The organism is Pseudomonas sp. LB3P31 (genome assembly GCF_054897945.1).
In genome coordinates this window covers 24,288-48,141 of record NZ_CM142710.1, presented here as the reverse complement: position 1 = coordinate 48,141, position 23,854 = coordinate 24,288, and the positions used below count along the sequence as shown (strand labels likewise).

Below are 23,854 nucleotides of genomic sequence, written 5' to 3'. Positions count from 1 at the left end.
TCAGCCTCACGAATATTTTTTGTTGCTGATGCGATCCCACCCGCCCGCGATATTGCCGCCACCGGCACCATCGCTGCGTTTTTGCTGGGTGTAGATGGTTTTAATGCGGCCGTAATTCAGTTGCACGATTTCTACCGGAATACCGGCGGAGGCATTCTGCGTGTAGTCGGAAATGATCACCTCTTCGAGGATGATCTCGAAGTATTTGACCTTGTCGCCGCCCGCGCGGCTTAGCACCAGACTGACCTCCTTGAGGTGCTCCCCGGCACAACTGGCTTCCATCAACTTGCAGCTGGATTTGTCCAGCATCTTGGAGAAGGTGAAGTTGCTCATTGTCGTGCGGCCGGAACTTGCGCCGCCGTTGGAACTGGCGGTTGCTGAAGTGCTTTGATGAGTGCCGAAGCTGTAACCGTTGACCTCGATCCAGTCGCGGTATTGTTCGTCCAGGGCTTCGCCGGGGATGCCTTCGATTTTTACAAATGCGTCGAACGCCATGCTTTCTCTCCTTGATGATGGAATTAGTTTTTATTTTCAGGAGTGAATGTACGGCGGTTTAGATGGGCGGTGAGCTGTTGAATGAGCTGCAGAAACGGAGATTCAGACCGTTCCCACACTGTTCCAGAGCTGGACTGTCAGACATTTCCTAACAATCTGACTTTCGAGGCAATCTGCTACATTACCCCCCCCAATTTCCCAACAAGGAATGTTCGCTCATGAAATTCGGCTACCTGATCATCTACGTCCCGGATGTGCCTTCGTCATTGAAGTTCTTCAACAGCGCCTTCGGCCTCACCACCCGCTTCCTGCACGAATCCAACACCTACGGCGAGCTCGAAACCGGCGAAACTGCCCTGGCGTTTGCCGCAGACGAACTCGCCGAGATGAATTTCAGCAGCGGCCACATCGCCGCCCACAGCTCCGCCAAGCCTCTGGGCATGGAAGTCGCTCTGGTGACTGACGATGTCCCCGCCGCTCACGCCAAGGCCGTAAGCGCAGGCGCAAAGGAAATCGCCGCTCCACTCGTCAAGCCCTGGGGCCAGACCGTGTCCTATGTGCGCTGTCCGGACGGGACGCTGGTGGAACTCTGCACGCCAATAAAATGAACCCTGCGCGCCTGCACCCACCTAACTGAAGGACTATCAGGAGGTGGCTTATGCAAATCGAAACGATCTGGATCGTACTCGCGGCAGTACTTGTGCTGGTCGAGTTGTGGGCGATTAATCGGGTGCGTAAAGCCGAGGGCAAGTCGAGTAACAAGCTGGTGTGGATTGTGGTGATTGTGTTTGTGCCGCTGTTCGGATTGCTGGCATGGGCAGTGGCTGGGCCGAAGCACACTGCGCGAAATCCGCATTCACCGCAGGCAGGGAAGTGAAACCTGACGGCACTCATCAATAAATGTTCAAAAACAAAGCCCCGACAAATCGGGGCTTTGTTATTTCCAACTGACACACAAAATTCCCCTGTAGGAGCTGCCGAAGGCTGCGATCTTTTGATCTTGACGTCCGAGATTCCAGTGAGATCGCAGTTGTTCCCGGACGCAGCCTTAGGCAGCTGCTAAAGGCTGGCGTCCGGTGTGTTATCAGAAGTTGGCAGGGGTATTGGCGCTGATGATTTCAGCTTCGTCCTGGCCGATATTACGGAACCGGTGCGGCAGCGTGGTCGGAAAATAGTAGCCATCGCCGGCGTTGAGCACGCTGATCTGGCCATCGACGGTGAGTTCGACAGTGCCGCGAGTCACCAGCCCACACTCTTCGCCTTCCGAGTGCACGATCGGCTCTTCCCCCGAGCTCGCACCAGGCGCGTATTGCTCGCGCAACAGGCGCATCTGCCGGCTGGGTACCGATGCGCCGATCAACAGCAGCCGCAGCCCGTGACGGCCGAGGTCCGGCTGTTCGTTGGCGCGGAAGACATATTGATGCTCGCGTGGTGGCTGGTCGAAGGTGAAGAAGTCCGCCAGCGACATGGGGATGCCTTCGAGCAGTTTTTTCAGGGAACTGACGGATGGACTGACGCGATTCTGTTCGATCAGGGAGATGGTGGCATTGGTGACGCCGCTACGCCGGGCCAGCTCGCGCTGGGAGAGTTTGTAGCTTTCGCGTACTAGTTTGAGTCGTGAGCCCGTGTCCATGACAGCCTTATGCGAGGAAAACTTAAGGGTTATGGGGGTGGATGGCGGGCGACGTGTGGCCGCGAAGGTACCGCTTCCCTGTCCCGGAGATTTGAAAGTCGGGTATTAAATCACGTTTGGGGGTGTTGCTGTAGGAGCGGGCTTGAACGCGAAGGCGGTGCATCAGGCACTTTGATGGTGACTGGCATGGCCTCATCGCGAGCAAGCTTTGCTCCCACAGTGTGGTCCCACAGGTTACGCCTGCAGGGGTCGAGGCCAGCTTAGATACCGAATCGGTCGCGCAGCGCGTAGTACGCGGCGCCCATGGCGGTGAGCGGGGCCTGGAAGGTGCGGCCGCCGAGCATCGGCATGTGCGGGAGCGAGGCGAACGCATCGAAGCGCTCGGCGTCGCCGCGGATCATTTCCGAGATCAGTTTTCCGGCCAGGTGCGAGCAGGTCACGCCGTGGCCGCTGTAGCCTTGCATGTAGTAGGCGTTTTTCTCGATGCGGCCGAATTGCGGCATGCGCGACATGGTCAGCAGGAAGTTGCCGGTCCAGCGATAGTCGATCTTCACGTCCTTGAGTTGCGGGAACGTCTTGAGGATCTTCGGCTTGATCAACTGCTCGATGTCGTCCGGTTCGCGCGCACCGTAGACCACGCCACCACCGTACAGCAGGCGGTTATCGGCGGTCAGGCGGTAGTAGTCGAGCAGGTAGTTGCAGTCTTCCACGCAGTAGTTGTTCTTGATCAGGCTGCGCGCAACCTGCTCGGACAACGGCTCGGTGACGACGATTTGCGAGCCGCATGGCATGCTTTTACTCGTCACGCGATTGTCCAGGCCTTGCGGCAGGTAGGCGTTGCCGGCGATCAGCAGATACTTGGCGCGCACTACGCCTTTAGCGGTGCGCACGGTGATCGATTCGCCGTAGGTGATTTCCACCGCCGCCGACTGTTCGTAGATCTTGCCGCCCAAACCGATGATGGCCGAGGCTTCGCCGAGAGCCAGGTTCAGCGGATGGATGTGCCCGCCCTGCATGTCGAGCAGGCCGCCGACGTAGTTGTCGCATCCGACCTCACGCTTGATCTCGGACGCATCGAGCATTTTCAAGTTCTGGTTGCCGTAGCGCTCCCAGCTGCTTTTCTGCTCGGCCAGGCCTTTGAGCTGCTTCTTGTTCAGCGCCGCGAAGATGCCGCCCGGCTTGTAGTCGCACTGGATGTCGTAGTGCTGGATGCGCTGGCGGATGATGTCGGCGCCTTCGAAGATCATGCTCCCGAGGACTTCGGCGGTCTTTTCGCCGTAGCGGGATTCGATGACATCGACGTCGCGGCTGTAGGAGTTGACCAGTTGACCACCGTTGCGCCCACTGGCGCCAAAACCGACCTTGGCGGCTTCGAGCACGGTGACGCTGTAGCCCGCTTCGGCGAGGAACAGCGCCGAGGACAGGCCGGTGTAGCCGGCGCCGATCACGCAGACGTCGCAGTCCACGGCGTGTTCGAGAACCGGGAAATCGCCAGTGAAGTTACGGGTGGCGGCGTAGTAACTGTTTACATGCGTTTGTTTCATAAGTTTCTCCGATTGCCGCCGAAACGTGTCGGCGGCCGCCGTTGTAGAGGTGTCAGAGCTTGATCCAGGTCGCTTTGAGTTCGGTGTACTTGTCGAACGCGTGCAGCGATTTGTCCCGTCCGTTACCCGACTGCTTGAACCCGCCGAACGGTGCGGTCATGTCGCCACCGTCGTACTGGTTGACCCAGACGCTGCCGGCGCGCAGGCCGCGAGCAAAGGTGTGGGCCTTGCTCAGGTTGCTGGTCCAGACGCCGGCGGCCAGGCCGAAGATGCTGTCGTTGGCAATGGCCAGGGCTTCATCGACGGTGTCGAAGGTGATCAGCGACAGCACCGGGCCGAAAATTTCTTCCCGGGCGATGGTCATGGCGTTGGTCACTCCGTCGAAAATCGCCGGCTCCACGTACAGGCCACCAGTGCTTTCAAGAGTGCGGCTGCCGCCTGCGATCAGTTGCGCGCCCTGATCCTTGCCGATCTGGATATAGCGCAGGACGTTATCCAGTTGACGCTGATCGACCACGGCGCCGACAGTGGTTTGTGGATCGAGCGCATGCCCCGGCTTCCACGCTTGCAGTGCTTCCACCAGCAGCGGAATGAACTGCTCGCGAATCGAGCGCTCGACCAGTAGGCGCGAACCGGCGGTGCAGACTTCGCCCTGGTTGAAGGCAATGCCGCTGGCGGCCGCTTGTGCTGCCGCGCGCAGATCTGGCGCATCGGCGAACACCACGTTCGGGCTCTTGCCCCCGGCTTCAAGCCAGACGCGTTTCATATTGCTTTGCCCGGCGTAGATCAGCAGCTGCTTGGCGATCGCGGTGGAGCCAGTGAACGCCAGCACGTCGACGTCCATATGCAACGCCAGCGCCTTGCCGACGGTGTGACCGAAGCCTGGCAGGACGTTGAACACGCCTTTGGGGATGCCGGCATCGAGCGCGAGTTGCGCGATGCGGATGGCAGTCAGTGGCGACTTTTCCGAAGGCTTGAGGATGAACGAGTTGCCGGCTGCGAGAGCCGGGGCGAATTTCCAGCTGGCCATGATCAGCGGGAAATTCCACGGCACGATGGCGGCGACCACGCCCGCTGGTTCGCGAGTGATCAGGCCGAGTTGATCATGGGGCGTGGCCGCCACTTCGTCGTAGATCTTGTCGATGGCTTCGGCGCTCCAGCGGATCGCGTTGGCGGTCGCCGGGATGTCGATGTTCATCGAGTCGTTGATCGGCTTGCCCATGTCGAGGGTTTCGAGCAGGGCGAGTTCTTCCTGGTTGGCCAGGATCAGGTCGGCGAAGCGGATCAGAATGCGCTTGCGTTCTGCGGGCGCCAAACGCGCCCAGATGCCGGATTCGAACGTGCGGCGCGCGACGGCGACGGCTTCGTTGGCGTCGGCTTCGTCGGTGCTGGCGACGTTGGCCAGGAAACGGCCGTCGACCGGGCTGATGCATTCGAAAGTGTCACCGCTTAGGGCAGCGCGGTACTGGCCGTCGATGAAGGCGCGGCTTTCGATGGTGAGGGACTGGAAGCGTTGCTCCCAGTCGCTGCGAGTGTTTGTCATTGTTGTGACTCGACGCAGGGGAATAAGTGATCGTCAGTTAAAACGTGCAATGCAGATCCAGCGTGGGAGCGGGCTTGCTCGCGAAGGCGGCACAGCCAACATCAATGTCGCCTGACACACCGCCTTCGCGGGCAAGCCCGCTCCCACAGTTGATCGGTGTTGTTCACTGCGTTTGTGAACGACATAGATCCCCGGTAGGAGCTGCCGAAGGCTGCGATCTTTTGATCTGGATCTTAAACAGCAAAATCAACAGATCGCAGCCTTCGGCAGCTCCTACAGGGTAAATCGCTCGCCGTTAAACGGTGTGCAGATACCAGTTGTACTCAAGGTCCGAGATGGAATTCTCGAACTCGGCCAGCTCGCTTTCCTTGCACGCCACGAACACGTCGATGTACAGCGGGTCGATGTACTTGGCCATGACTTCGCTATCGTCCAGCTCGCGCAGGGCATCGCGCAGGTTGTTCGGCAGGCTCTGCTCGTTCTGCTCGTAACTGTTGCCTTCCACCGGAGCGCCCGGCTCGATTTTATTGGTCAGGCCGTGATGGATACCCGCCAGGACCGACGCCATCAGCAGGTACGGGTTGGCATCGGCGCCCGCTACACGGTGCTCGATGCGCACCGAATCCGCCGAGCCAGTCGGTACGCGCACCGCAACGGTACGGTTGTCGATGCCCCAACTTGGCGAGTTCGGTACGTAGAACTGCGCGCCGAAGCGGCGGTACGAGTTGACGTTCGGGCAGAGGAAGGCCATCTGCGCCGGCAGGGTCTCGAGCACACCGCCGATCGCGTGTCGCAGCGCGGCGTTCTGCTCGGGATCCTCGCTGGCGAAGATGTTGTTGCCTTCCTTGTCCAGAATCGAAATGTGCACGTGCAGACCATTGCCTGCCTGGCCCGGATACGGCTTGGCCATGAAGGTGGTGTCCATCTCGTGGTCGTAGGCGATGTTCTTCACCAGACGCTTGAGCAACACCGCGTAGTCGCAGGCCTTTATCGGGTCGGAGACGTGATGCAGGTTCACTTCGAATTGCGCCGGGGCGCTTTCCTTGACGATGGCGTCGGCAGGGATGCCCTGCTCTTTCGCACCTTCGAGGATGTCCTGCAGGCAGTCGACGTATTCGTCGAGGTCGTCGATCAGGTACACCTGGGTCGACACCGGACGCTTGCCCGAGACCGGCGAACGCGGCGACTGCGGACGACCGTTCACGTTGTCCTGGTCAATCAGGTAGAACTCGAGTTCGAACGCGGCGCAGATGGTCAGGCCCATTTCGTCGAACTTGCGCACCACGTTAGCCAGCACTTCTCGCGGGTCAGCGAAAAACGGCTGGCCTTCGAGTTCGTGCATGGTCATTAACAGTTGCGCGGTTGGGCGCTTCTGCCACGGCTCAATACTCAGGGTGCCAGGGATGGGAAAGCAGATCCGGTCAGAGTCGCCGATGTCCAGACCCAGGCCGGTGCTTTCCACCGTAGAACCATTAATGTCCAGAGCAAAGAGAGAGGCCGGGAGGTTGATGCCTTTTTCGTAAACCTTATGAAGACTGGTGCGCTCGATGCGCTTGCCGCGCACCACACCGTTCATATCCGCAATCAGAAGGTCGACGTACAAAACCTCAGGATATTTCTTAAGGAATGCGTTTGCTTCGTTGAGTTGAACGGTACGCAGTGGGACCGACATGATGCACCTATTAGCTGTTAATTATTATGTTCACTACCTTGTTGCGAGCTCAGTCAATCCGAAAGGCAAAGTGAAGTCAATAGCGAACACCTGGCTTGTGAAGCTTTATTTTCTGGCCTTTTATGGGGACGAGAGTGCCAATTCAGTCTTGGACACCGCGTAATTCCTGAGGATCGGACGTAAGGCGTTTAGAATTTTTTACATGAGAGTTGTTAATTAAAATCAACAAGGCTAAGCTCCGGAAAAGCTCGTTCAAGTGTGAAACTTCGAGGTGATAAAAATGGCACTCAAGCCATTGATCGGCGTTACAGCCTGCGTCAAACAGATTGGCCTGCACCCCTACCACATCAGTGGCGACAAGTACCTGCGCGCTGTCAGCGTCGCGGCGCTGGGGCTGCCCGTGGTCATTCCTTCCCTGGGTGAACTGACCGAGATCGAGGACCTGCTTGCGCAGCTCGACGGTCTGTTGCTGACCGGTTCGCCGTCCAACGTAGAGCCCTTCCACTATCAAGGCCCGGCCAGCGCCCCCGGCACGGATCACGATCCGGCACGGGACGCTACCACCCTGCCCTTGTTGCGTGCAGCCATTGCAGCCGGCGTTCCGGTGCTGGGCATTTGCCGTGGTTTCCAGGAAATGAACGTGGCGTTCGGCGGCAGCCTGCATCAGAAGGTGCACGAACTGCCGGGCATGCTCGATCACCGCGAAGCGGACAGTCCTGAGTTGGCGGTGCAGTACGCTCCGGCCCATGCGGTGACTGTTCAGCCAGGTGGTGTATTCGAAGCGCTGGAGTTGCCCGCCGAGTTCATGGTCAATTCGATTCACAGCCAGGGCATCGATCGACTGGCCCCGGGCCTGCGTGCTGAAGCGCTGGCACCGGACGGTTTGATCGAAGCGATTTCGGTGCAGCACAGCGAGGCGTTCGCGCTTGGCGTGCAGTGGCATCCGGAGTGGCAGGTGCTGGCGAACCCTCCTTACTTGAGTATTTTCCAGGCGTTTGGCGACGCGTGCCGGCAACGGGCGGCCCTGCGCAACACCCGCTGACTTAACACACCTATTTACTGCCCCCGCGAGTCTGCGGGTGCGCCTTCGCGCATCCGTGACTGGCGAAACAACACACTGCAATAACAACAAGTACGACCCAGGCAGCCAGGACGGCGGCGCCGAATAAGCCCAGGCCGATGGAGTATCCCCTGTAGGAGCTGCCGAAGGCTGCGATCTTTTGATCTTGATTTTAAAGAGCAAATTCAACAGATCGCAGCCTTCGGCAGCTCCTACAGGGATCGCCATCCACTGACAGCCCAGGCTTGCAATTCACTATTAAGTTAGGCCGCGTTGGCCCGACGACTGAAACCTGTTGGGAGTTTCACATGGCAAACGCCTCCAGCATTTACAGGAAGGCTCTTGAAGGTCACCAGGCACCGAAAAAGGTGTTGGTGAAAGTCGACCGCGTTACCAAGAAATTCGACGAAACCTGCGCAGTAGACGATGTCTCGCTCGAGATTCATCAAGGCGAGATCTTCGCCCTGCTCGGCGGTTCCGGTTCTGGCAAATCGACCCTGCTGCGCATGCTCGCAGGCTTCGAGCGCCCGACCGAAGGCCGTATCCTGCTCGATGGCGTGGACATCACGGACATGCCGCCGTACGAACGGCCGATCAACATGATGTTCCAGTCGTACGCCTTGTTCCCACACATGACCGTGGCGCAGAACATCGCCTTCGGCCTCAAGCAGGATCGCTTGTCGGCCAGCGAAATCGATGCCCGGGTCGAAGAGATGCTGCGCCTGGTGCACATGACCCAGTACGCCAAGCGCAAACCTCATCAGTTGTCCGGCGGCCAGCGTCAGCGTGTGGCCCTGGCCCGCTCCCTGGCCAAGCGGCCGAAGCTGTTGCTGCTCGACGAACCGATGGGCGCACTGGACAAGAAGCTGCGCTCGCAGATGCAATTGGAGCTGGTGGAGATCATCGAACGGGTCGGCGTGACCTGCGTGATGGTGACTCACGACCAGGAAGAAGCCATGACCATGGCCCAGCGCATCGCCATCATGCACCTGGGCTGGATCGCCCAGATCGGCAGCCCGGTCGACATTTATGAAGCGCCGGTCAGCCGCATGGTTTGCGAGTTCATTGGCAACGTGAACGCCTTCGAAGGCACCGTGGTCGAGGACCTGGAAGGTCACGCGATCATCCACAGCAAGGACCTGGAACAGAAGATCTACGTCGGCCACGGCGTCAGCACTTCGGTGCAGGACAAGTCGATCACCTACGCGATCCGCCCGGAAAAAATGCTGGTCAGCACCACCCAGCCGGAATTCCGCTACAACTGGTCCCGGGGCAAGGTGCATGACATCGCCTACCTCGGCGGTCACTCGGTGTTCTACGTTGAACTGCCGGGCGGCAAGATCGTGCAGTCGTTCATGGCCAACGCCGAACGCCGTGGCGCGCGCCCGACCTGGGACGATCAGGTCTACGTGTGGTGGGAAGATGACAGCGGCGTGGTACTGCGCTCATGAGAACCTTCAACCAGCAATTTCTAAGACTGGTGCCCAGCGGGCGCAAACTGGTCATCGGCATTCCATTCCTGTGGCTGTGCCTGTTCTTTCTGTTGCCGTTCTTCCTGGTGATGAAGATCAGCTTCTCGGAAGCGGCCCTGGCCATTCCGCCGTACTCGGAGATCTACACTTTCGCCGAGCAGAAATTCCAGCTGCTGCTGAACCTTGGCAACTACTCGCTGCTGACCCAGGATGAGCTGTACATCTCGGCGTACTTCGGGTCGTTGAAGGTCGCGTTTCTGAGCACCCTGATGTGCCTGGTGCTTGGTTTCCCGATGGCCTATGCGATCACCAAGGCGAGCAAGGAAACTCAGAACGTCCTGCTGCTGCTGATCATGATGCCGACCTGGACCGCGATCCTGATCCGCGTCTACGCGTGGATGGGCATCCTCAGCAACAACGGCTTGCTCAATGGTTTTTTGATGTGGACCGGGCTCACCGATCACCCGATCGAGATCCTCAACACCAACACCGCCGTCTATATCGGGGTTGTCTACGCGTACCTGCCGTTCATGGTGCTGCCGCTGTACGCCAACCTGGTCAAGCACGACAACAGCCTGCTGGAAGCCGCGTCGGACCTGGGTTCGAGCAACTTTAACAACTTCTGGAAAATCACCGTACCGCTGGCCAAGAACGGCATCATCGCCGGCTGCATGCTGGTGTTCATTCCGGTGGTGGGCGAGTTCGTGATTCCAGAACTGTTGGGCGGTCCTGAGACCCTGATGATCGGTCGCGTGCTGTGGCAGGAGTTCTTCAACAACCGCGATTGGCCGGTGGCGTCCGCCCTGGCAGTGGTGATGCTGTTGATCCTGATTGTGCCGATCCTGTTGTTCAACCGTAGCCAGGCCAAAGAGATGGAGGGTCGGGGATGAAACGCTTCGGATTTTCAAAGTTCATGCTGATTTTCGGCCTGTCGTTTATCTACCTGCCGATGCTGATCCTGGTGATCTACTCGTTCAACGCCTCGAAGCTGGTGACGGTGTGGGGTGGCTGGTCGTTCAAGTGGTACGCCGGTCTGCTCGACAACTCGCAACTGATGGGCTCGGTGCTGCGCTCGCTGGAAATCGCCTGCTACACCGCGGTTGCTGCCGTGGCGCTGGGGACCCTGGCGGCATTCGTGCTGACTCGCGTCACGCGCTTCAAGGGCCGCACGCTGTTTGGCGGTTTGGTCACCGCGCCTTTGGTGATGCCTGAAGTGATCACCGGACTGTCGCTGTTGCTGCTGTTCGTGGCCATGGCGCAGTTGATCGGCTGGCCGATGGAGCGTGGCATCGTCACTATCTGGATCGCCCACACTACCTTTTGTGCGGCCTATGTCGCAGTGGTAGTCTCCGCCCGCTTGCGTGAGCTGGACCTGTCCATCGAAGAAGCGGCCATGGACCTCGGGGCGAAGCCGTTCAAGGTATTTTTCCTGATCACCATTCCGATGATCGCACCGTCCCTGGCAGCCGGCGGCATGATGTCGTTTGCCCTGTCGCTGGATGACCTGGTGCTGGCGAGCTTCGTATCCGGGCCGGGGTCGACGACTCTGCCGATGGAAGTGTTTTCGGCGGTGCGCCTGGGGGTCAAACCCGAGATCAACGCCGTGGCCAGCCTGATCCTGTTGGCGGTGTCGATCGTGACCTTCATGGTCTGGTATTTCAGCCGCCGCGCCGAAGCCAGTCGTAAACGGGCGATCCAGGAAGCAATGGACCAGACGGCCAGCGAGTCGTGGCAACAACCGAAAAAGCAAATGCGGGAAGCGACGGCTTGAAACCTGCGGCCAGCTACCCCCTGTAGGAGCGAGCCTGCTCCGGGCGGCGTTCCGACGATGGACGTCAACGATTACGCGCGCTGTCTGAATTAACGCGGCGTCCTTGAGTTTTTCGCGAGCAGGCTCGCTCCCACAGTGATGCGGGATCTGCAGTCAGAAATGTTTGCCGTGCGATTTTGAATAAAAAGAATGGAGTTGTACCGATGAAAATGTTTGGCAGGACTTTGCTGACACTGTCCTTGATAGGCGCGATCGCCACCGGCGCCCAGGCCAATGACAAGGTACTGCGAGTGTATAACTGGTCGGATTACATCGCCCCGGACACCGTCAAGAAGTTCGAGGACGAGACCGGTATTCGCGTGACCTACGATGTATTCGACAGCAATGAAACCCTTGAAGCGCGGCTGCTCGCGGGCAAATCCGGCTACGACCTCGTCGTGCCGTCCAACAGTTTCCTGGCCAAGCAGATCAAGGCCGGCGTCTATCAGGAACTGGACAAGTCGAAGCTGCCGAACTGGCAAAACCTCAATCCGGTGCTGCTGAAAAACGCCTCCGCCAGCGACCCGGATAACGCCCACGCCTTCCCCTACATGTGGGGATCGATCGGCATCGGCTTCAACCCGGCTAAGGTCAAGGAAGTCCTCGGCGCCAATGCCCCGACCAACTCCTGGGACCTGCTATTCAAACCGGAAAATGCGGAAAAACTCAAAGCCTGCGGCATCAGCTTTCTCGATTCGCCGACGGAAATGCTCCCCGCCGCCCTGCACTACCTGGGCTACCCGGTGAACTCCCAGGACAAGGCGCAGATCGCCGAAGCCGAGGCGCTGTTCATGAAGATCCGGCCGTCGGTGGCGTACTTCCATTCCTCGAAGTACATCTCTGACCTGGCCAACGGCAACATCTGCGTGGCAGTAGGTTACTCCGGTGACGTGCTGCAGGCCAAGGCACGCGCCCAAGAGGCTGGCAACAAGGTGCAGATCGACTACAGCATTCCGAAAGAAGGCGCCGGCAGTTTCTACGACATGGTGGCGATCCCTCGGGATGCGGCGAACGTCGACAACGCCTACCTGTTCATGAACTTCCTGATGCGCCCGGACATCATCGCCGAGATCACCAACAACATCGGCTACAGCAACGCCAACTCGGCGGCGACGCCGTTGGTGGATGAAGCGATTCGCGATGATCCGGGCTCGTATCCGTCGCAGGCGGTAATGGCGACCTTGTATGCGATTCCGGATATGCCGATTGGGGTTCAGCGGGTGATGACCCGGGGCTGGACCCGGGTGAAGCTAGGGAAGTGATCCGCTCCAGATAATTGCTGGGTCGGCTGCCGCCATCGCGGGCAAGCCTTGCTCCCACAGGTATGGGGTCGGCTGCCGCCATCGCGGGCAAGCCTTGCTCCCACAGGGTATGGGGTAGGCCTTGCTCTCACAGGATTACCCCAAACCCTGTGGGAGCAAGGCTTGCCCGCGATGAGGCCGGCACAGACACTCCGCAACCCAACATTTTTCCGTTCCCGCAGCGCCTTACCACCGCTGCATTTCTCTAATGAAGAACGGCCTCACCTGGCTCCCTCGGCTCAGGTGAATTTGGCGCCCTCCTCGGGCGCTTTTTTTATGCGGGGTCGAACGGCCATTCGGCCAGCGCCCGATAGCGGCCCTTATGCGATTCAAACAAAACGAACCGATCCGCGCGCAAAAAAAACTCCGGCGCAGTCGCCGACTCAGTTACCGGTGCCCGGTAGTCGCGCATCAATGTCAGGTGCGGGCGAAACTCCTTCGGTGCATCCTCCATCCGGAACGGCAACATCGCCTGCTCCAGCCCGTACACCAGCCGCAGCAACCCTGGATCAGCCTGCTCCGATGCCAGTACTAGCGCCCCGGCCTTGCGCCACACATCCAGGCGATCAAGCTCGATCCGTAACGGTCCGGCAGGCACGCGAACCTTGCTGGCGGCAGTGCAGACCTCGGCGATCTGCGCCACGCCAACCGAGCCGAGAAACAGCAGCGTCAGGTGAAAGTTTTCCACTGGCACCGGGCGCCCGTTGCGCAGTTGCAGCGCACCGCGCCATTGGGCAATTGCCCGGCGTTGGGCTGGAGCACAGTCCAAGGCGAAAAACAGCCGCTTGCTCGGCTCGTGGTCTTCGTCGCTCATACCTGGCAGCTCCTCGTGGGCACGTTATAGTTCATCCAACCGAATATACCGGAGGTGGTCATGCGTGAGGTCATCAGCAAAGAGCCCTGGTGGGCAATGCCCCCGCGACCGGGTCAGGACGAGTCCGAGCTGGACTGGGGATGGCTGGTTCACTATAGCGAAGGTGAACCGCGTTTCGAGTTTATCAAGGAGCGACCGACGGAGATCGAGATCCGCAATCGCAAGAGCTGCAGGATCACCCCGTCAGCGGAGTGACCCCGCGCCTAGCCCTCAGGCCTGCACGATCATGTTGAAGCCGCCGAAGACCATGCGCTGGCCATCGAACGGCATCGGATTGACGTCCGGCTGCATGCGCGGGTCGGACATCAGCTTGTTCATTCCGGCATCGCGGGTGGCCTTGTCGGGCCAGACAATCCAGGAAAACACCACGGTTTCATCCTCCTTGAGTTTTACCGCCATGGGGAACGACGTGACCTTGCCGTCGGGCACATCATCGCCCCAACATTCGACCACGCTCAAGGCTCCGTTTTCCTTGAAAATGACGGCGGCCGACTCGGCGTGTTTCTTGAATTTTTCTTTATTGGCGGTGGGGACTGCAGCGATCAAGCCATCAACGTAAGACATGGTCATTCTCCTGCTGGGGGTAGAGGGTCGATCTGCTGGTTAGTCGGTTCCGTCGGGCGCCACTCGACATCAGCACCGCTCGAACCGACCGACGGCGCCTCGACCCTCGTCGCCAGATTGCCTTCCACCTGCCCTGCCATGTACAGCGTGCCGGCCATCACGCCGGTGGTCCGGTTCTGCACCAGCTTCTGCCAGGCCTTGTCGAACGTATTGCCCAGGCTGCTGCGAATCAGCGCTTCACTGTCGGGCCGATCGTTGGCCCGGATGATTGCGCGAATACCCGCCACGCCCACCGTGATCAGGCCGCCTGCCAATTTCCCCGCCGCCGCTGCTACTGCACTCGCCGCGCCCCGCGGAGCCATTTCTGCCTCCATGCGCTGACTGGCGCGTTTGGCTACAGGCGCCATGGCCGTGTCGGTGGAGCCAACGCCCTTGTCGCCACCAGCCACGTGAATTTTTTCGATCAACGCGGAGTACGCCGGCAGCGTGATCAAGTCGGTGTGGATCACCTGGTACAGCGAGGCGTCCCGGGCGGCAGGTGGCCCGAGCGCGATGGCCGGGACCTTGTTGACACGGGCGTTGAGCTGGTCGATCGGCACGCGATGGCGCTGGGAGATGACCTGCAGCTGCTGACCCATGAGCTGCACGTAGAACTCGGTGGCCTGATGCAGGATGGCGTCCGGATCGATCTCCACGGCCACCGGTGCCAGCACCCGCTCCTGGTATTCCTCCAGCAGATACTCGGCCAGGCGCTTGGCCGAGGCGTCCTGCTCACCCTTGGCGCTGATGGTGTACCAGCTGACCTTCATCGACATCCATTCCTGGGTCCAGTAGCTGCTGAACCAGGGGATGAAGTTCTCTTCGGTCTGCTGATAGATCCGCGTGCGCCAGTGTTCCATGGAGCCGCGCGCGAAGACTTTCGCCTGGTCGGTGGCGGAACGCGAGGCAGCGACTATGTCGCGATCTACCTGCAGCCAGGTGGCCTGGGGCACGATGACCGGCGGCGCCCGGACCGGCGCACGCTCAGGCGTGGCGCAACCTGCCACGACCAACAGCACGGCGACGATCAGCGAACGCAGGTTCAAGGTCAGGGCTTCCTGAAAAACTCACGCCGAACAGGATGATCGGCGCTTGCAGGGTTCTGGTTTGAGTATAGGAAAAATCAGACCATCATTCCCATCGATAACCACCATTGCCGCGAATGCCTTCCGCAAAAAATCCGTCAGCGTAGGATCAACCTCATCAACTCACTGAACGCGACACCGGAGGGGCCCACCATGCTGATTCATCTCCTGACTTGCCTGGCCCTGACGGCCGTCACCCTCAGCGCCTTCAGCTTTTTCGTTCTGACCGAGGAGCACCCGTCATGATCCGCCCCATCACGCTTTCCGTGAGTTTTCCGGTCTTCGGCGCTAACTATTATTCCCAGCAAGTGGTATCACGCAAAGTGCAGGCGCTGGTGTTCAACAAACAGTTTGCAGACCTGCTGATGCCAGCGGCTGCCAACCACTTCAGCAATGAAGTAGTCGGCTTGAATGACCAGTTCCGCTTCCTCAATGATGTGCTGGCCGAACACCTGCTCGCCGAGAAATTGGCTACCCAGCCTTCGCGCCATGCTCAGCGTTCATTTCGCTGATACTTGAGGGCCTGGCCGGACCGATCGTTGATCGGCTCGGCGTGCGGCGCAAGTGCCCCGACTGCTTTCATCAGCGACTTGATCGCCGTGCCCATTTCAGCAAGCTCGCGGTTTCTGCGTCCTTCATCAAACATCGCAACGGTCATCCCGGGTTTCCTTGCGGCCGCGAACCCATTCACGGCTTGTGTCGATGCTACGGCCGATTCGCCCAAGTTGGACAACTGCAACATCACCGGCTCAAGACCATGCTGCAGCCGATAGAATTCGATGAAGTGTTCGGTGGCCAGTAGTTCATCTGCCAAGGCATCCGAATTCCCGGGATTTGATGCAAGCTCATCGCGACCGGCACCGGGGTCAGTTGCCATCGAGGCGAACACCACCCGTTTCACCCCGAACTGGCGCATGGTTTCGCAGATGTTCAGGGTTCCGACAAAACGATTCTGATCGAGGGTCACCGGGTCATCGACAAAAGTCGGTCCCACCTCCAGCGCCGCCAGGTGAATCACCGCATCACAATCCTTCATCGCCCGCGTCACTGCCGCTGCATCCGTCACATCGCCGACCACCAGGCTCAGCTGGCTTCGGTCCATTGGCAAGTTGGATAAATTACCCGCGCAAAGATCATCCAGCACTCTCACGCTGTAACCATAATCAAGTAATGTTCGAGCGAGATGCGACCCCACATATCCGGCGCCTCCCGTGACTAGAATACGTTTAACAGGCATAACGAATTACCCGATGTGGATGTTTAAATTTTTATTCCTGAAGTTGCCCAACACTAGCATCGCGCCAGAAAAACGCCCAAGTTTTTTGAAAGTTATTTTTTGACACTTGGAATGCCAAAATATCGCCGCAGAAAATACTCGCTACTGCTGCTCGCACGTTTCCTAGTGTAAGTTTCATGAAACACTTTCGCGCAACTACAGGGCTCCCAGACGGCTGTACAGCAGCCCATTGCAAAAGTTCAATGTTCATTTAAAACATAAACAAATAACTAAAAAAACATCAAGGCAAGTTCTGGTTAACGCGCTCGTCATGAACGGATTCACACTTTGCTGCGGACCAACCTGTATCCAGTCCCCAGTGCACCTTCGTGCAACGCTGACTGGATAGTCGAATACAGTTTGTTCGCCTGCGCTGCGGTAATCGAACTCGAGCTATCGCGCAGCACCACCCGCAGCAGCACGTTCTCCTGCCCTGGCAGTATTCCAAGCCGCTCAACCGCGTGGGGCGGTAATTCGCAGTACTCCCAACGATCCTTGACCCGTACTTCCTCAATCCGGCCAGCGCAATCGCCGGCCGCCAGCAACATGCGCTCGGTCAACACTTCCTCACTCAACCCCGGCGTCACCGCCAGCGAGATATCCCGGGAAATCGACGGCAAGCGTGAAACGGCAGTCCAGGGATCGAGGTCGTGCATCTGCGCCTGCACTCGCTCGTTCGAGTCGCGCAGCAGGCGAATATCCGGGATCCCTTTGCGCAGCATGGTCAGGCGATCCAGGCCCATGCCGAGAGCCAATCCGCCGTGGCGCAAAGGATCTATTCCCAATCGCTTCAACAACGATTTCGCGATGCGCCCGCACTCCAGCACCTCGATCGGAATGCGCTCGTTCAGCACATTTACTTCGATGCCACCTTCGGTGTAGTGATGCCGACTGTCGGTGTAAATCCAGGACTTTCCCGGGACCGCAGATTGCATAATATCGTCGACCAGGCGCAGCAAATGTTCGTGGGTCGATAGCTGCGAGTCGCCCAGCACCCAGATGTCCATCTGATGCGGCTCCGCGCAATGCCAGCGATCACGGCTGTCGCGGCGGAAAGTGATCCCCGGCGCGGCCAGCACAATCGTCTCCCCGGGTTGACGCAAAGCTGCTGCATGCTGAAGCGCAGCGGGGATCTGGCTGGTGGTTTGCGTGCGCAGCAGCGAACACTCGTCGACCCAGCGGGTGTGCTCACTGCCGAGCGTTACTTCTGCCGCGTCATAACCCAGCAGACCGTAGTTTTCTTCTGCAGAGACGATCCGCGGACCGGTCAGCAACTGCGCCTGGGGCCAGCCTCTGGCGGCGAGTCCCTCGAGGATCGCGTCGACCAGCAGGCGTACGGCGTGAGCCGGGGTACTTTTTTCGGTCAGGTCGACCAGTGCCAAGGCTTGATGAACGGCGGCATTGGCCAGGAATTTCTTCGGTGCGTGCACTAGGTGATCCTCTATCGACAGTCGTCCCCAAGGGTCAACGTAACGATACGAGGTGAGCTGCCACAACCAAAAAAAGCGCAAAACCGAATTTTCAGAACGGAGCTACAGACGTGTCCTACCTGGCTGTACACGCCCCCTGTAGGAGTGAGCCTGCTCGCGATGAGGCCGGCAAACCCAACAGCAATGTCACCTGACAAACCGTCATCGCGAGCAGGCTCACTCCTACAGCGAGCAAGGCTCGCCCGCGATGAGGCCGGCACATCCAACATCAAATCACATCACCTGATTTCGCCCATTACGCTTGGCCCGATACAGCGCGTCATCCGCCCGCGTCAGCAGGCTGTCGAGGGTGTCGCCGGGTTGGGCGAAGGCCGTACCGAACGAGGCCGTGATGGTGTCCAGCAACTTGCCGTCGCCCCGGGTCTTGATGCGCAGGGACTGAATCTTCAGGCGCAATTGCTCGGCAAACGCCCGAGCACTGTCAAGGTCCGAACACCGCTCCAGCACCACGCAGAACTCTTCACCGCCATAACGTGCGGCATGGGCCTGCGATGGCAGGGCATTGCGCAGGGTCTGCGCGACATGCTGCAGCACCCGGTCGCCCAAAGGATGGCCGTACTGGTCGTTGAATTGCTTGAAGTGATCAATATCCAGAATCACCAGCGCAACCCGTTGCGGCGCCTTTGCCAGCGCCTGCTCCAACACATGCGTAAGGGCCGAGCGGTTGAGCAATCCGGTCAGGCCATCGATGGTGGCGGCCAGCTGCGCGCGCTCGAGTTTGTCGCGCAGGCTCTTGATCTCGTCCTGGGCGCTGTGCAACTGCGAGAGAAAGTGTTGCTGCTGGCTCTGCATCAGCCGGGTACTTTGTTGCAGTTCGCTGAGAATATTCGGCAGACGTTGGTCGGCAGGCGCTTCGAGCATGTCCAGGCAGTGATCGAGACTGGTTTGGAAGCTGCGATTACCCTCTACACTGCGCGATACATTGCGCGCCATGTCATCGACCAGGTTGATCGCCTGCTGCTGCCCGGCCCTGGCCACTTCCAACTCGTCACGGATGATGTAGTCGCGAAACAGCTTGGCAGCCGACTCCGGCGGGAACTGGGCAAAATCCTCGACCACTTTATCCAGCTGCCGATTAAGCTCCGGTACCTGGCCCTTGCTGTAGGTGTACCACAGGGCGTAATGCACCGGATTGGGCGGGATATTATGACGAACCATCAGGGGCACAGCCTGCTTGAGCAGCGCCGCAGCCTCGCGGGAATCTTCCGGATACAGCGCCAGGGCTGTCGCACGCGTTTCTGATGGGCTCATAACGTCACTTTTGTTAGCAATCGTTGGCAAATGGAAACCGCGTGGAGCATAACCGTACGTCTGAAAAACGCATAGCCACTGGCCATTAATATCGGAACTGATTTTATTTTTTGAGCGGTTCGCGGGTCCGCGACTTTGGCGGGCCGACGGCAAATTCGCGCACATCAATCCATGACAAGCGCCGCGCAGGTCTGCTAAAACGATTCATCTGCGTATCAGTAATCCAGACGGGGTAGCGACATGACCACAGCACATATCCTTGATCACCTGTTCCCGGAAGCCGGGAGCATCCCGGAGAAATACCGCCTCAACGGCCAGACCGAACAACGCGAGTACCTGGTCGATGGCGAACTGAGAACCTGGTCCGGCCCCCTCGCCCAAGTGCGAAGCCCGGTGTACCTGAGCGGTGGACAAGGTGATCAACAAGTGATCCTCGGCAGCACGCCACTGCTCGACGCCGAGACTGCCTTGACCGCCCTCGACGCCGCCGTGCGCGCCTATGACCGCGGCCAGGGTTTGTGGCCGACCATGCGCGTGGCCGAGCGCATCCAGCACGTCGAGACCTTTCTGGGGCACATGCGCGAACAGCGCGAGGCGGTGGTCAAGTTGCTGATGTGGGAAATCGGCAAAAACCTCAAGGACTCGGAAAAAGAGTTCGACCGCACCTGCGATTACATCGTCGACACCATTAACGCGCTCAAGGAACTCGATCGCCGCTCCAGCCGTTTTGAGCTGGAACAGGACACGCTCGGGCAGATCCGCCGGGTGCCGCTTGGCGTGGCGTTGTGCATGGGCCCCTACAACTATCCGCTGAACGAAACCTTCACCACGCTGATTCCGGCACTGATCATGGGCAACACCGTGGTGTTCAAGCCGGCCAAGCTCGGCGTGCTATTGATCCGCCCACTGCTGGAAGCGTTCCGCGACAGCTTCCCGGCCGGTGTGATCAACGTGATCTACGGCAGCGGCCGCGAGACCGTGAGCGCATTAATGGCCAGTGGCAAGATCGATATCTTTGCGTTTATCGGCACCAACAAGGCCGCCAGTGACCTGAAAAAACTCCACCCAAAACCGCACCGCCTGCGCGCGGCGCTGGGCCTGGATGCGAAGAACCCCGGTATCGTGCTGCCTGAAGTCGACCTGGATAATGCGGTCAACGAAGCCGTCACCGGCTCGCTGTCGTTCAACGGTCAACGCTGCACCGCGCTGAAGATCCTGTTCGTCCACGAGGACGTGGTCGACTCGTTCATCGAAAAATTCAACGCCAAGCTCGCCACCCTCAAGCCCGGCATGCCGTGGGAAAGCGGCGTGTCCCTGACGCCCTTGCCGGAGGCGAGCAAGGTCGAGTACCTGCACTCCCTGGTGGCCGACGCCGAAAGCAAAGGCGCCAAAGTGGTCAACCCCAACGGCGGCGAAACCCGTGCCTCGTTCTTCTACCCGGCGGTGTTGTACCCGGTGACGCCGCAGATGCGGGTCTATCAGGAGGAACAGTTCGGGCCGGTGGTGCCGATCGTGCCGTACCGTCATCTGGACACCGTGATCGATTACGTCCTGGAATCGGACTTCGGCCAGCAGTTGAGCATCTTCGGCACCAACCCGGTGGCCGTGGGCCGACTGGTCGACACCTTTGCCAACCAGGTCGGGCGGATCAACCTCAACGCGCAGTGCCAGCGCGGTCCGGACACTTACCCGTTCAACGGCCGCAAGAATTCTGCTGAAGGCACGTTGTCCGTACATGACGCCCTGCGGGTTTTTTCGATCCGCACGCTGGTGGCGACCAAGTTCCAGGACACCAACAAGGAGCTGATCAGCGAGATCATCAGCGGGCGCAGTTCGAGCTTCCTGACCACCGACTACATCTTCTGAGACAACGGGCATCATCCTGCCCCCTGTAGAGCAAGCTTGCTCCTACAGGGGGCAGGATGGCAGTTTTTGTCCGTTAAACAGCCACCCGCCGAGCCCTCAGGCTCCACCCCTGCTGCATACCCGCCGCCGCCAACAAAATCGCCCCGACACCTACCCACTGCAGCACCTCCAACCGATGGCCAAAGGCAAACCAATCAACAAAAATCGCCGCGATCGGGTAGATAAACGACAACGCCCCCGTCAACGCAGTCGGCAATTTTTGAATCGCCCCGTACAGCAACACATACATCACCCCGGTGTGCACGATGCCCAGCGTGACCATGCTGGCCCAGGCACTCGGCGCTTGCGGCAGCGCGGAAAAATGCGCGAACGGCGCGAGCAACAGCACCCCCGTGCACACCTGGATCAACGCAATCAGATGCGGCGGGGTACCGGTCAAACGCTTGATGATCAACGCGGCAATCGCATAAAGAAACGCAGCCCCCAGCGCCAGGCCGATTCCCACCAGGTAATCGCTGCCACTCTCGCCTTGCGTCCCGTGAGCACTGACAATCGCCAGCATCCCCAGAAACGAAACACCCAGCCAGACCAGTTTCTGCAGGGTGATTTTCTCGTTGAGAAACAGCGCAGCCAATCCCACCAGCATGAACGGCTGGACGTTGTAGACCGCCGTGCCGATCGCAATCGAGGCCCGGGAGTACGAAGCGAACAACAGCACCCAGTTACCCACTATGGCCACGCCGCTGAGCACTGCCAGCAGGAACGTGGTGCGGGTCAGGATGCCCGGGCGCAGGAAGCCAAACGCCGCGCAGATCAGCAGCAAGGTCCCGGCTCCGAACACACAACGCCAGAACACCACGTCGAGCACTGGTTGACCGGACACCAGAACGAACCAGCCAATGGTTCCGGAAATCAGCATGGCGGCGGTCATCTCGAATGACCCGCGGCGGATTGTCTTGTCCATCATCAGACTCCTTTGATTGAGGCTAAATTATGCCGATCAGCAGCCCGGCGCCTCCAGAGCAAAAAGCAGGCTAGAATTCGAATCTGCCTTTTTTATCAAGGCGAATTCGATTAATTGCCTAACTGAGGATTTGCCATGACCGATGACATCGACCAGGTGCTCATCAAGGCTTTGATGGAAGACTCCCGGCGCTCACTGAAAGCCCTGGCAGGCATCAGCCGCCTGTCTTCGCCCAGCGTGGCCGAGCGCTTGCGCCGCCTCGAAGAACGTGGAGTACTTAAAGGCTATACCGTCGAGATTGATCCCAAGTGTTTTGGCTATCAGCTGCAGGCCATCGTGCGCATTCGCCCGCTGCCCGGGCAGTTGCAGGAAGTGGAGCGGCAGATCCAGGCGATTCCGGAATTTACCGAGTGCGACAAGGTCACCGGAGACGACTGTTTCATCGCCCGCCTGCATGTGCGCTCGATGGAACAGCTCGATACCCTGCTCGACCGCCTCAATTCCCATGCCGAGACCAACACCGCTATCGTCAAGAAAACCCCGGTCAAACGCCGCCTGCCACCAATGGAATGAGTGATATTTTATTTCGAAACACGTAGATTGAGTGTTTTCCAGCTAGGGATGGCAGCATGAAAATTCAACTCATGGCATTGGCAGCGCTGATGCTCGCCGGTTGCGGTACGGTCCAGACGGTAGTGCGCGGCGATGAAGTGGCGGCGAAAATCCTCAAGGAGCAACAGAGTTACTGCGGCGCAGTGCCGCGCATCTACAGTGGCGTGACCTTCGATTTCTGCTACCTGAATGCCCCGCTCGAAAGAGGCCGTGAAGCCGAGGTGCATACCACTGCACCCGCCATCGTACTGGTCGACGTGGTGCTTTCCGGCGTGCTGGACACCCTGGTGCTGCCCTACACCATCTACCGGCAACAGGCCGACGGCAGCATCATCGTCACCGAGTAATCCAGAAATTTCAGCCAATAAAAAACCCGCCGCAGCGGGTTTTTTATTTAGGGCCGGAGATCAATCATCGCGGCTCATGATGCCGAACAGCTGCAACAAGCTGACGAACAGGTTGTAGATCGATACATACAGGCTGATCGTGGCCATGATGTAGTTACGCTCGCCGCCATGAATGATGGCGCTGGTCTGGAACAGAATGCAGACCGAGGAGAACAGCACAAAACCGGCGCTGATCGCCAACTGCAGGCCGCTGATCTGGAAGAAGAAGCTGGCAACCACCGCACCCAGCAACACGAAGAAACCTGCAGTGATGAAACCACCGAGGAAACTCATGTCCTTGCGCGAGATCAGCACGTAGGCCGACAGGCCGCCGAACACCAGCGCGGTCATGGCAAACGCCGAGCTGACCACTTCCGCCCCGCCCTGCATGCCCAGGTAACGGTTGAGGATCGGGCCGAGCAGGAAACCCATGAAACCGGTCAGGGCAAACGCCGACACCAGGCCCCACGCGGAATCACGCAGCTTGTTGGTCAGGAAGAAAAGGCCGTAGAAACCGATCAGCACCACGAAAATATTCGGGTAGCCAACACGCATCTGCTGGGCGACGTACGCCATCACGCCGCTGAATGCGAGGGTGAGAGCGAGTAGGCCGTAAGTGTTGCGCAGGACGCGGCTAACCTCTAGCTGCTCAGCCTGCACGCTGTTATTAACTGCGTAATCCTGTTCGCGCATGGCGACACTCCTGTTGGTTTGAAACGTTCAGTCGCAAAGATCATAACAGACGCTTTGTAACTAGCTACTCAGAGAGTTTGACAGTGTGTTTCATTCAGGTATTATGGCGCCCGCAACGCAAACGGAGGTGTGGCCGAGTGGTTTAAGGCAACGGTCTTGAAAACCGTCGACTGTAACAGGTCCATGAGTTCGAATCCCATCGCCTCCGCCATATTTGTACCGAC

The 23,854-nt window shown here is 59.1% G+C and carries 25 protein-coding genes and 1 tRNA gene; 13 read left to right on the top strand and 13 right to left on the bottom strand.

The genetic code is table 11. From position 1 onward, the window contains the following. Positions 1-6: 6 nt before the first annotated feature. Entirely contained in the window at positions 7-495 is a 489-nt protein-coding gene (locus tag ACYZTK_RS00220) for an Hcp family type VI secretion system effector (RefSeq protein WP_462012580.1), read from the bottom strand. A 218-nt stretch (positions 496-713) separates the two neighbouring features. On the opposite strand from ACYZTK_RS00220, the gene ACYZTK_RS00215 reads away from it, so the two are divergent. Continuing rightward, positions 714-1,103: a VOC family protein gene (locus ACYZTK_RS00215; protein WP_462012579.1), complete on the top strand. Its 390-nt coding sequence runs from the start codon at positions 714-716 to the stop codon at positions 1,101-1,103. A gap of 50 nt (positions 1,104-1,153) precedes the next feature. After that, complete coding sequence (locus ACYZTK_RS00210; RefSeq protein ID WP_462012578.1) at positions 1,154-1,372, top strand: PLD nuclease N-terminal domain-containing protein; 219 nt, start codon at positions 1,154-1,156, stop codon at positions 1,370-1,372. A gap of 207 nt (positions 1,373-1,579) precedes the next feature. On the opposite strand, the gene ACYZTK_RS00205 is transcribed toward ACYZTK_RS00210, so the two are convergent. The 4 genes from ACYZTK_RS00205 to ACYZTK_RS00190 all read right to left on the bottom strand — a co-directional run bounded on the left by ACYZTK_RS00205 (position 1,580) and on the right by ACYZTK_RS00190 (position 6,887). Further along, positions 1,580-2,128 carry a cupin domain-containing protein gene (locus ACYZTK_RS00205; RefSeq protein ID WP_028623608.1) on the bottom strand — a complete coding sequence of 183 codons (549 nt, stop codon included), beginning with the start codon at positions 2,126-2,128 and terminating at the stop codon, positions 1,580-1,582. 260 nt (positions 2,129-2,388) lie between these two features. Next, positions 2,389-3,672, bottom strand: coding sequence for an NAD(P)/FAD-dependent oxidoreductase (locus tag ACYZTK_RS00200; RefSeq protein ID WP_462012577.1), 1,284 nt, complete (start codon positions 3,670-3,672; stop codon positions 2,389-2,391). Positions 3,673-3,724: 52 nt separating this feature from the next. Then, the gene (locus ACYZTK_RS00195; protein ID WP_462012576.1) at positions 3,725-5,215 is read right to left on the bottom strand and encodes an aldehyde dehydrogenase; all 1,491 of its coding nucleotides are present in this window, start codon (positions 5,213-5,215) and stop codon (positions 3,725-3,727) included. Positions 5,216-5,510: 295 nt separating this feature from the next. Next, positions 5,511-6,887: a glutamine synthetase family protein gene (locus ACYZTK_RS00190; protein WP_462012575.1), complete on the bottom strand. Its 1,377-nt coding sequence runs from the start codon at positions 6,885-6,887 to the stop codon at positions 5,511-5,513. A 280-nt stretch (positions 6,888-7,167) separates the two neighbouring features. Here ACYZTK_RS00190 and ACYZTK_RS00185 point away from each other — a divergent pair, with 280 nt between their 5' ends. The 5 genes from ACYZTK_RS00185 to ACYZTK_RS00165 all read left to right on the top strand — a co-directional run bounded on the left by ACYZTK_RS00185 (position 7,168) and on the right by ACYZTK_RS00165 (position 12,491). Beyond that, on the top strand, positions 7,168-7,929 hold the full coding sequence (locus tag ACYZTK_RS00185; protein WP_462012574.1) for a gamma-glutamyl-gamma-aminobutyrate hydrolase family protein: 762 nt from the start codon (positions 7,168-7,170) through the stop codon (positions 7,927-7,929). A gap of 326 nt (positions 7,930-8,255) precedes the next feature. Continuing rightward, positions 8,256-9,398, top strand: a complete 1,143-nt coding sequence (gene potA, locus ACYZTK_RS00180; RefSeq protein WP_462012573.1) for a polyamine ABC transporter ATP-binding protein — start codon at positions 8,256-8,258, stop codon at positions 9,396-9,398. A gap of 29 nt (positions 9,399-9,427) precedes the next feature. Beyond that, positions 9,428-10,309, top strand: coding sequence for an ABC transporter permease subunit (locus tag ACYZTK_RS00175; RefSeq protein ID WP_462014984.1), 882 nt, complete (start codon positions 9,428-9,430; stop codon positions 10,307-10,309). Further along, positions 10,306-11,190, top strand: a complete 885-nt coding sequence (locus ACYZTK_RS00170; RefSeq protein WP_462012572.1) for an ABC transporter permease subunit — start codon at positions 10,306-10,308, stop codon at positions 11,188-11,190. Before ACYZTK_RS00175 ends, ACYZTK_RS00170 begins: the two co-directional genes overlap by 4 nt. A 203-nt stretch (positions 11,191-11,393) precedes the next feature. Then, a complete protein-coding gene (locus ACYZTK_RS00165) occupies positions 11,394-12,491 on the top strand; it encodes a polyamine ABC transporter substrate-binding protein (RefSeq protein WP_462012571.1) in 1,098 nt (365 codons plus the stop codon). A 313-nt stretch (positions 12,492-12,804) separates the two neighbouring features. Here the strand turns inward: ACYZTK_RS00165 and thpR are convergent, their stop codons facing one another. After that, entirely contained in the window at positions 12,805-13,344 is a 540-nt protein-coding gene (gene thpR / locus ACYZTK_RS00160) for an RNA 2',3'-cyclic phosphodiesterase (protein ID WP_462012570.1), read from the bottom strand. A 60-nt stretch (positions 13,345-13,404) separates the two neighbouring features. Here thpR and ACYZTK_RS00155 point away from each other — a divergent pair, with 60 nt between their 5' ends. Then, positions 13,405-13,599 (top strand): hypothetical protein, encoded by a 195-nt coding sequence (locus ACYZTK_RS00155; protein ID WP_462012569.1) that lies wholly within the window; start codon positions 13,405-13,407, stop codon positions 13,597-13,599. 15 nt (positions 13,600-13,614) lie between these two features. Here ACYZTK_RS00155 and ACYZTK_RS00150 read toward each other — a convergent pair whose 3' ends face one another. Continuing rightward, complete coding sequence (locus tag ACYZTK_RS00150; protein ID WP_462012568.1) at positions 13,615-13,968, bottom strand: DUF1428 domain-containing protein; 354 nt, start codon at positions 13,966-13,968, stop codon at positions 13,615-13,617. 2 nt (positions 13,969-13,970) lie between these two features. Beyond that, a complete protein-coding gene (locus ACYZTK_RS00145; RefSeq protein WP_462012567.1) occupies positions 13,971-15,053 on the bottom strand; it encodes a hypothetical protein in 1,083 nt (360 codons plus the stop codon). A 281-nt stretch (positions 15,054-15,334) separates the two neighbouring features. Here ACYZTK_RS00145 and ACYZTK_RS00140 point away from each other — a divergent pair, with 281 nt between their 5' ends. Further along, entirely contained in the window at positions 15,335-15,604 is a 270-nt protein-coding gene (locus tag ACYZTK_RS00140) for a hypothetical protein (protein WP_462012566.1), read from the top strand. Here the strand turns inward: ACYZTK_RS00140 and ACYZTK_RS00135 are convergent. The 3 genes from ACYZTK_RS00135 to ACYZTK_RS00125 all read right to left on the bottom strand — a co-directional run bounded on the left by ACYZTK_RS00135 (position 15,586) and on the right by ACYZTK_RS00125 (position 19,109). After that, the gene (locus ACYZTK_RS00135; RefSeq protein ID WP_462012565.1) at positions 15,586-16,329 is read right to left on the bottom strand and encodes an NAD-dependent epimerase/dehydratase family protein; all 744 of its coding nucleotides are present in this window, start codon (positions 16,327-16,329) and stop codon (positions 15,586-15,588) included. The two genes, ACYZTK_RS00140 and ACYZTK_RS00135, sit on opposite strands and share 19 nt — an antisense overlap. Positions 16,330-16,649: 320 nt before the next feature. After that, positions 16,650-17,798, bottom strand: a complete 1,149-nt coding sequence (gene srmL, locus ACYZTK_RS00130; protein ID WP_462012564.1) for a PheS-related mystery ligase SrmL — start codon at positions 17,796-17,798, stop codon at positions 16,650-16,652. A 273-nt stretch (positions 17,799-18,071) separates the two neighbouring features. Further along, positions 18,072-19,109, bottom strand: coding sequence for a GGDEF domain-containing protein (locus ACYZTK_RS00125; protein ID WP_462012563.1), 1,038 nt, complete (start codon positions 19,107-19,109; stop codon positions 18,072-18,074). Between the two features lie 240 nt (positions 19,110-19,349). On the opposite strand from ACYZTK_RS00125, the gene ACYZTK_RS00120 reads away from it, so the two are divergent. Beyond that, positions 19,350-20,975, top strand: a complete 1,626-nt coding sequence (locus ACYZTK_RS00120; protein ID WP_462012562.1) for an NADP-dependent glyceraldehyde-3-phosphate dehydrogenase — start codon at positions 19,350-19,352, stop codon at positions 20,973-20,975. A gap of 73 nt (positions 20,976-21,048) precedes the next feature. On the opposite strand, the gene ACYZTK_RS00115 is transcribed toward ACYZTK_RS00120, so the two are convergent. Then, positions 21,049-21,939 (bottom strand): DMT family transporter, encoded by an 891-nt coding sequence (locus tag ACYZTK_RS00115; protein ID WP_462012561.1) that lies wholly within the window; start codon positions 21,937-21,939, stop codon positions 21,049-21,051. A 135-nt stretch (positions 21,940-22,074) separates the two neighbouring features. On the opposite strand from ACYZTK_RS00115, the gene ACYZTK_RS00110 reads away from it, so the two are divergent. Together ACYZTK_RS00110 and ACYZTK_RS00105 are read left to right on the top strand one after the other, a co-directional pair. Continuing rightward, positions 22,075-22,512, top strand: coding sequence for an Lrp/AsnC family transcriptional regulator (locus ACYZTK_RS00110; RefSeq protein WP_462012560.1), 438 nt, complete (start codon positions 22,075-22,077; stop codon positions 22,510-22,512). A gap of 56 nt (positions 22,513-22,568) precedes the next feature. Further along, a complete protein-coding gene (locus ACYZTK_RS00105; protein WP_462012559.1) occupies positions 22,569-22,898 on the top strand; it encodes a YceK/YidQ family lipoprotein in 330 nt (109 codons plus the stop codon). Positions 22,899-22,958: 60 nt separating this feature from the next. On the opposite strand, the gene ACYZTK_RS00100 is transcribed toward ACYZTK_RS00105, so the two are convergent. Continuing rightward, complete coding sequence (locus tag ACYZTK_RS00100; RefSeq protein ID WP_462012558.1) at positions 22,959-23,630, bottom strand: Bax inhibitor-1/YccA family protein; 672 nt, start codon at positions 23,628-23,630, stop codon at positions 22,959-22,961. 123 nt (positions 23,631-23,753) lie between these two features. Between ACYZTK_RS00100 and ACYZTK_RS00095 the strand changes: the two genes are divergently transcribed. Further along, positions 23,754-23,841: transfer RNA gene (locus tag ACYZTK_RS00095), tRNA-Ser, on the top strand. The last annotated feature ends 13 nt before the right edge of the window (positions 23,842-23,854 follow it).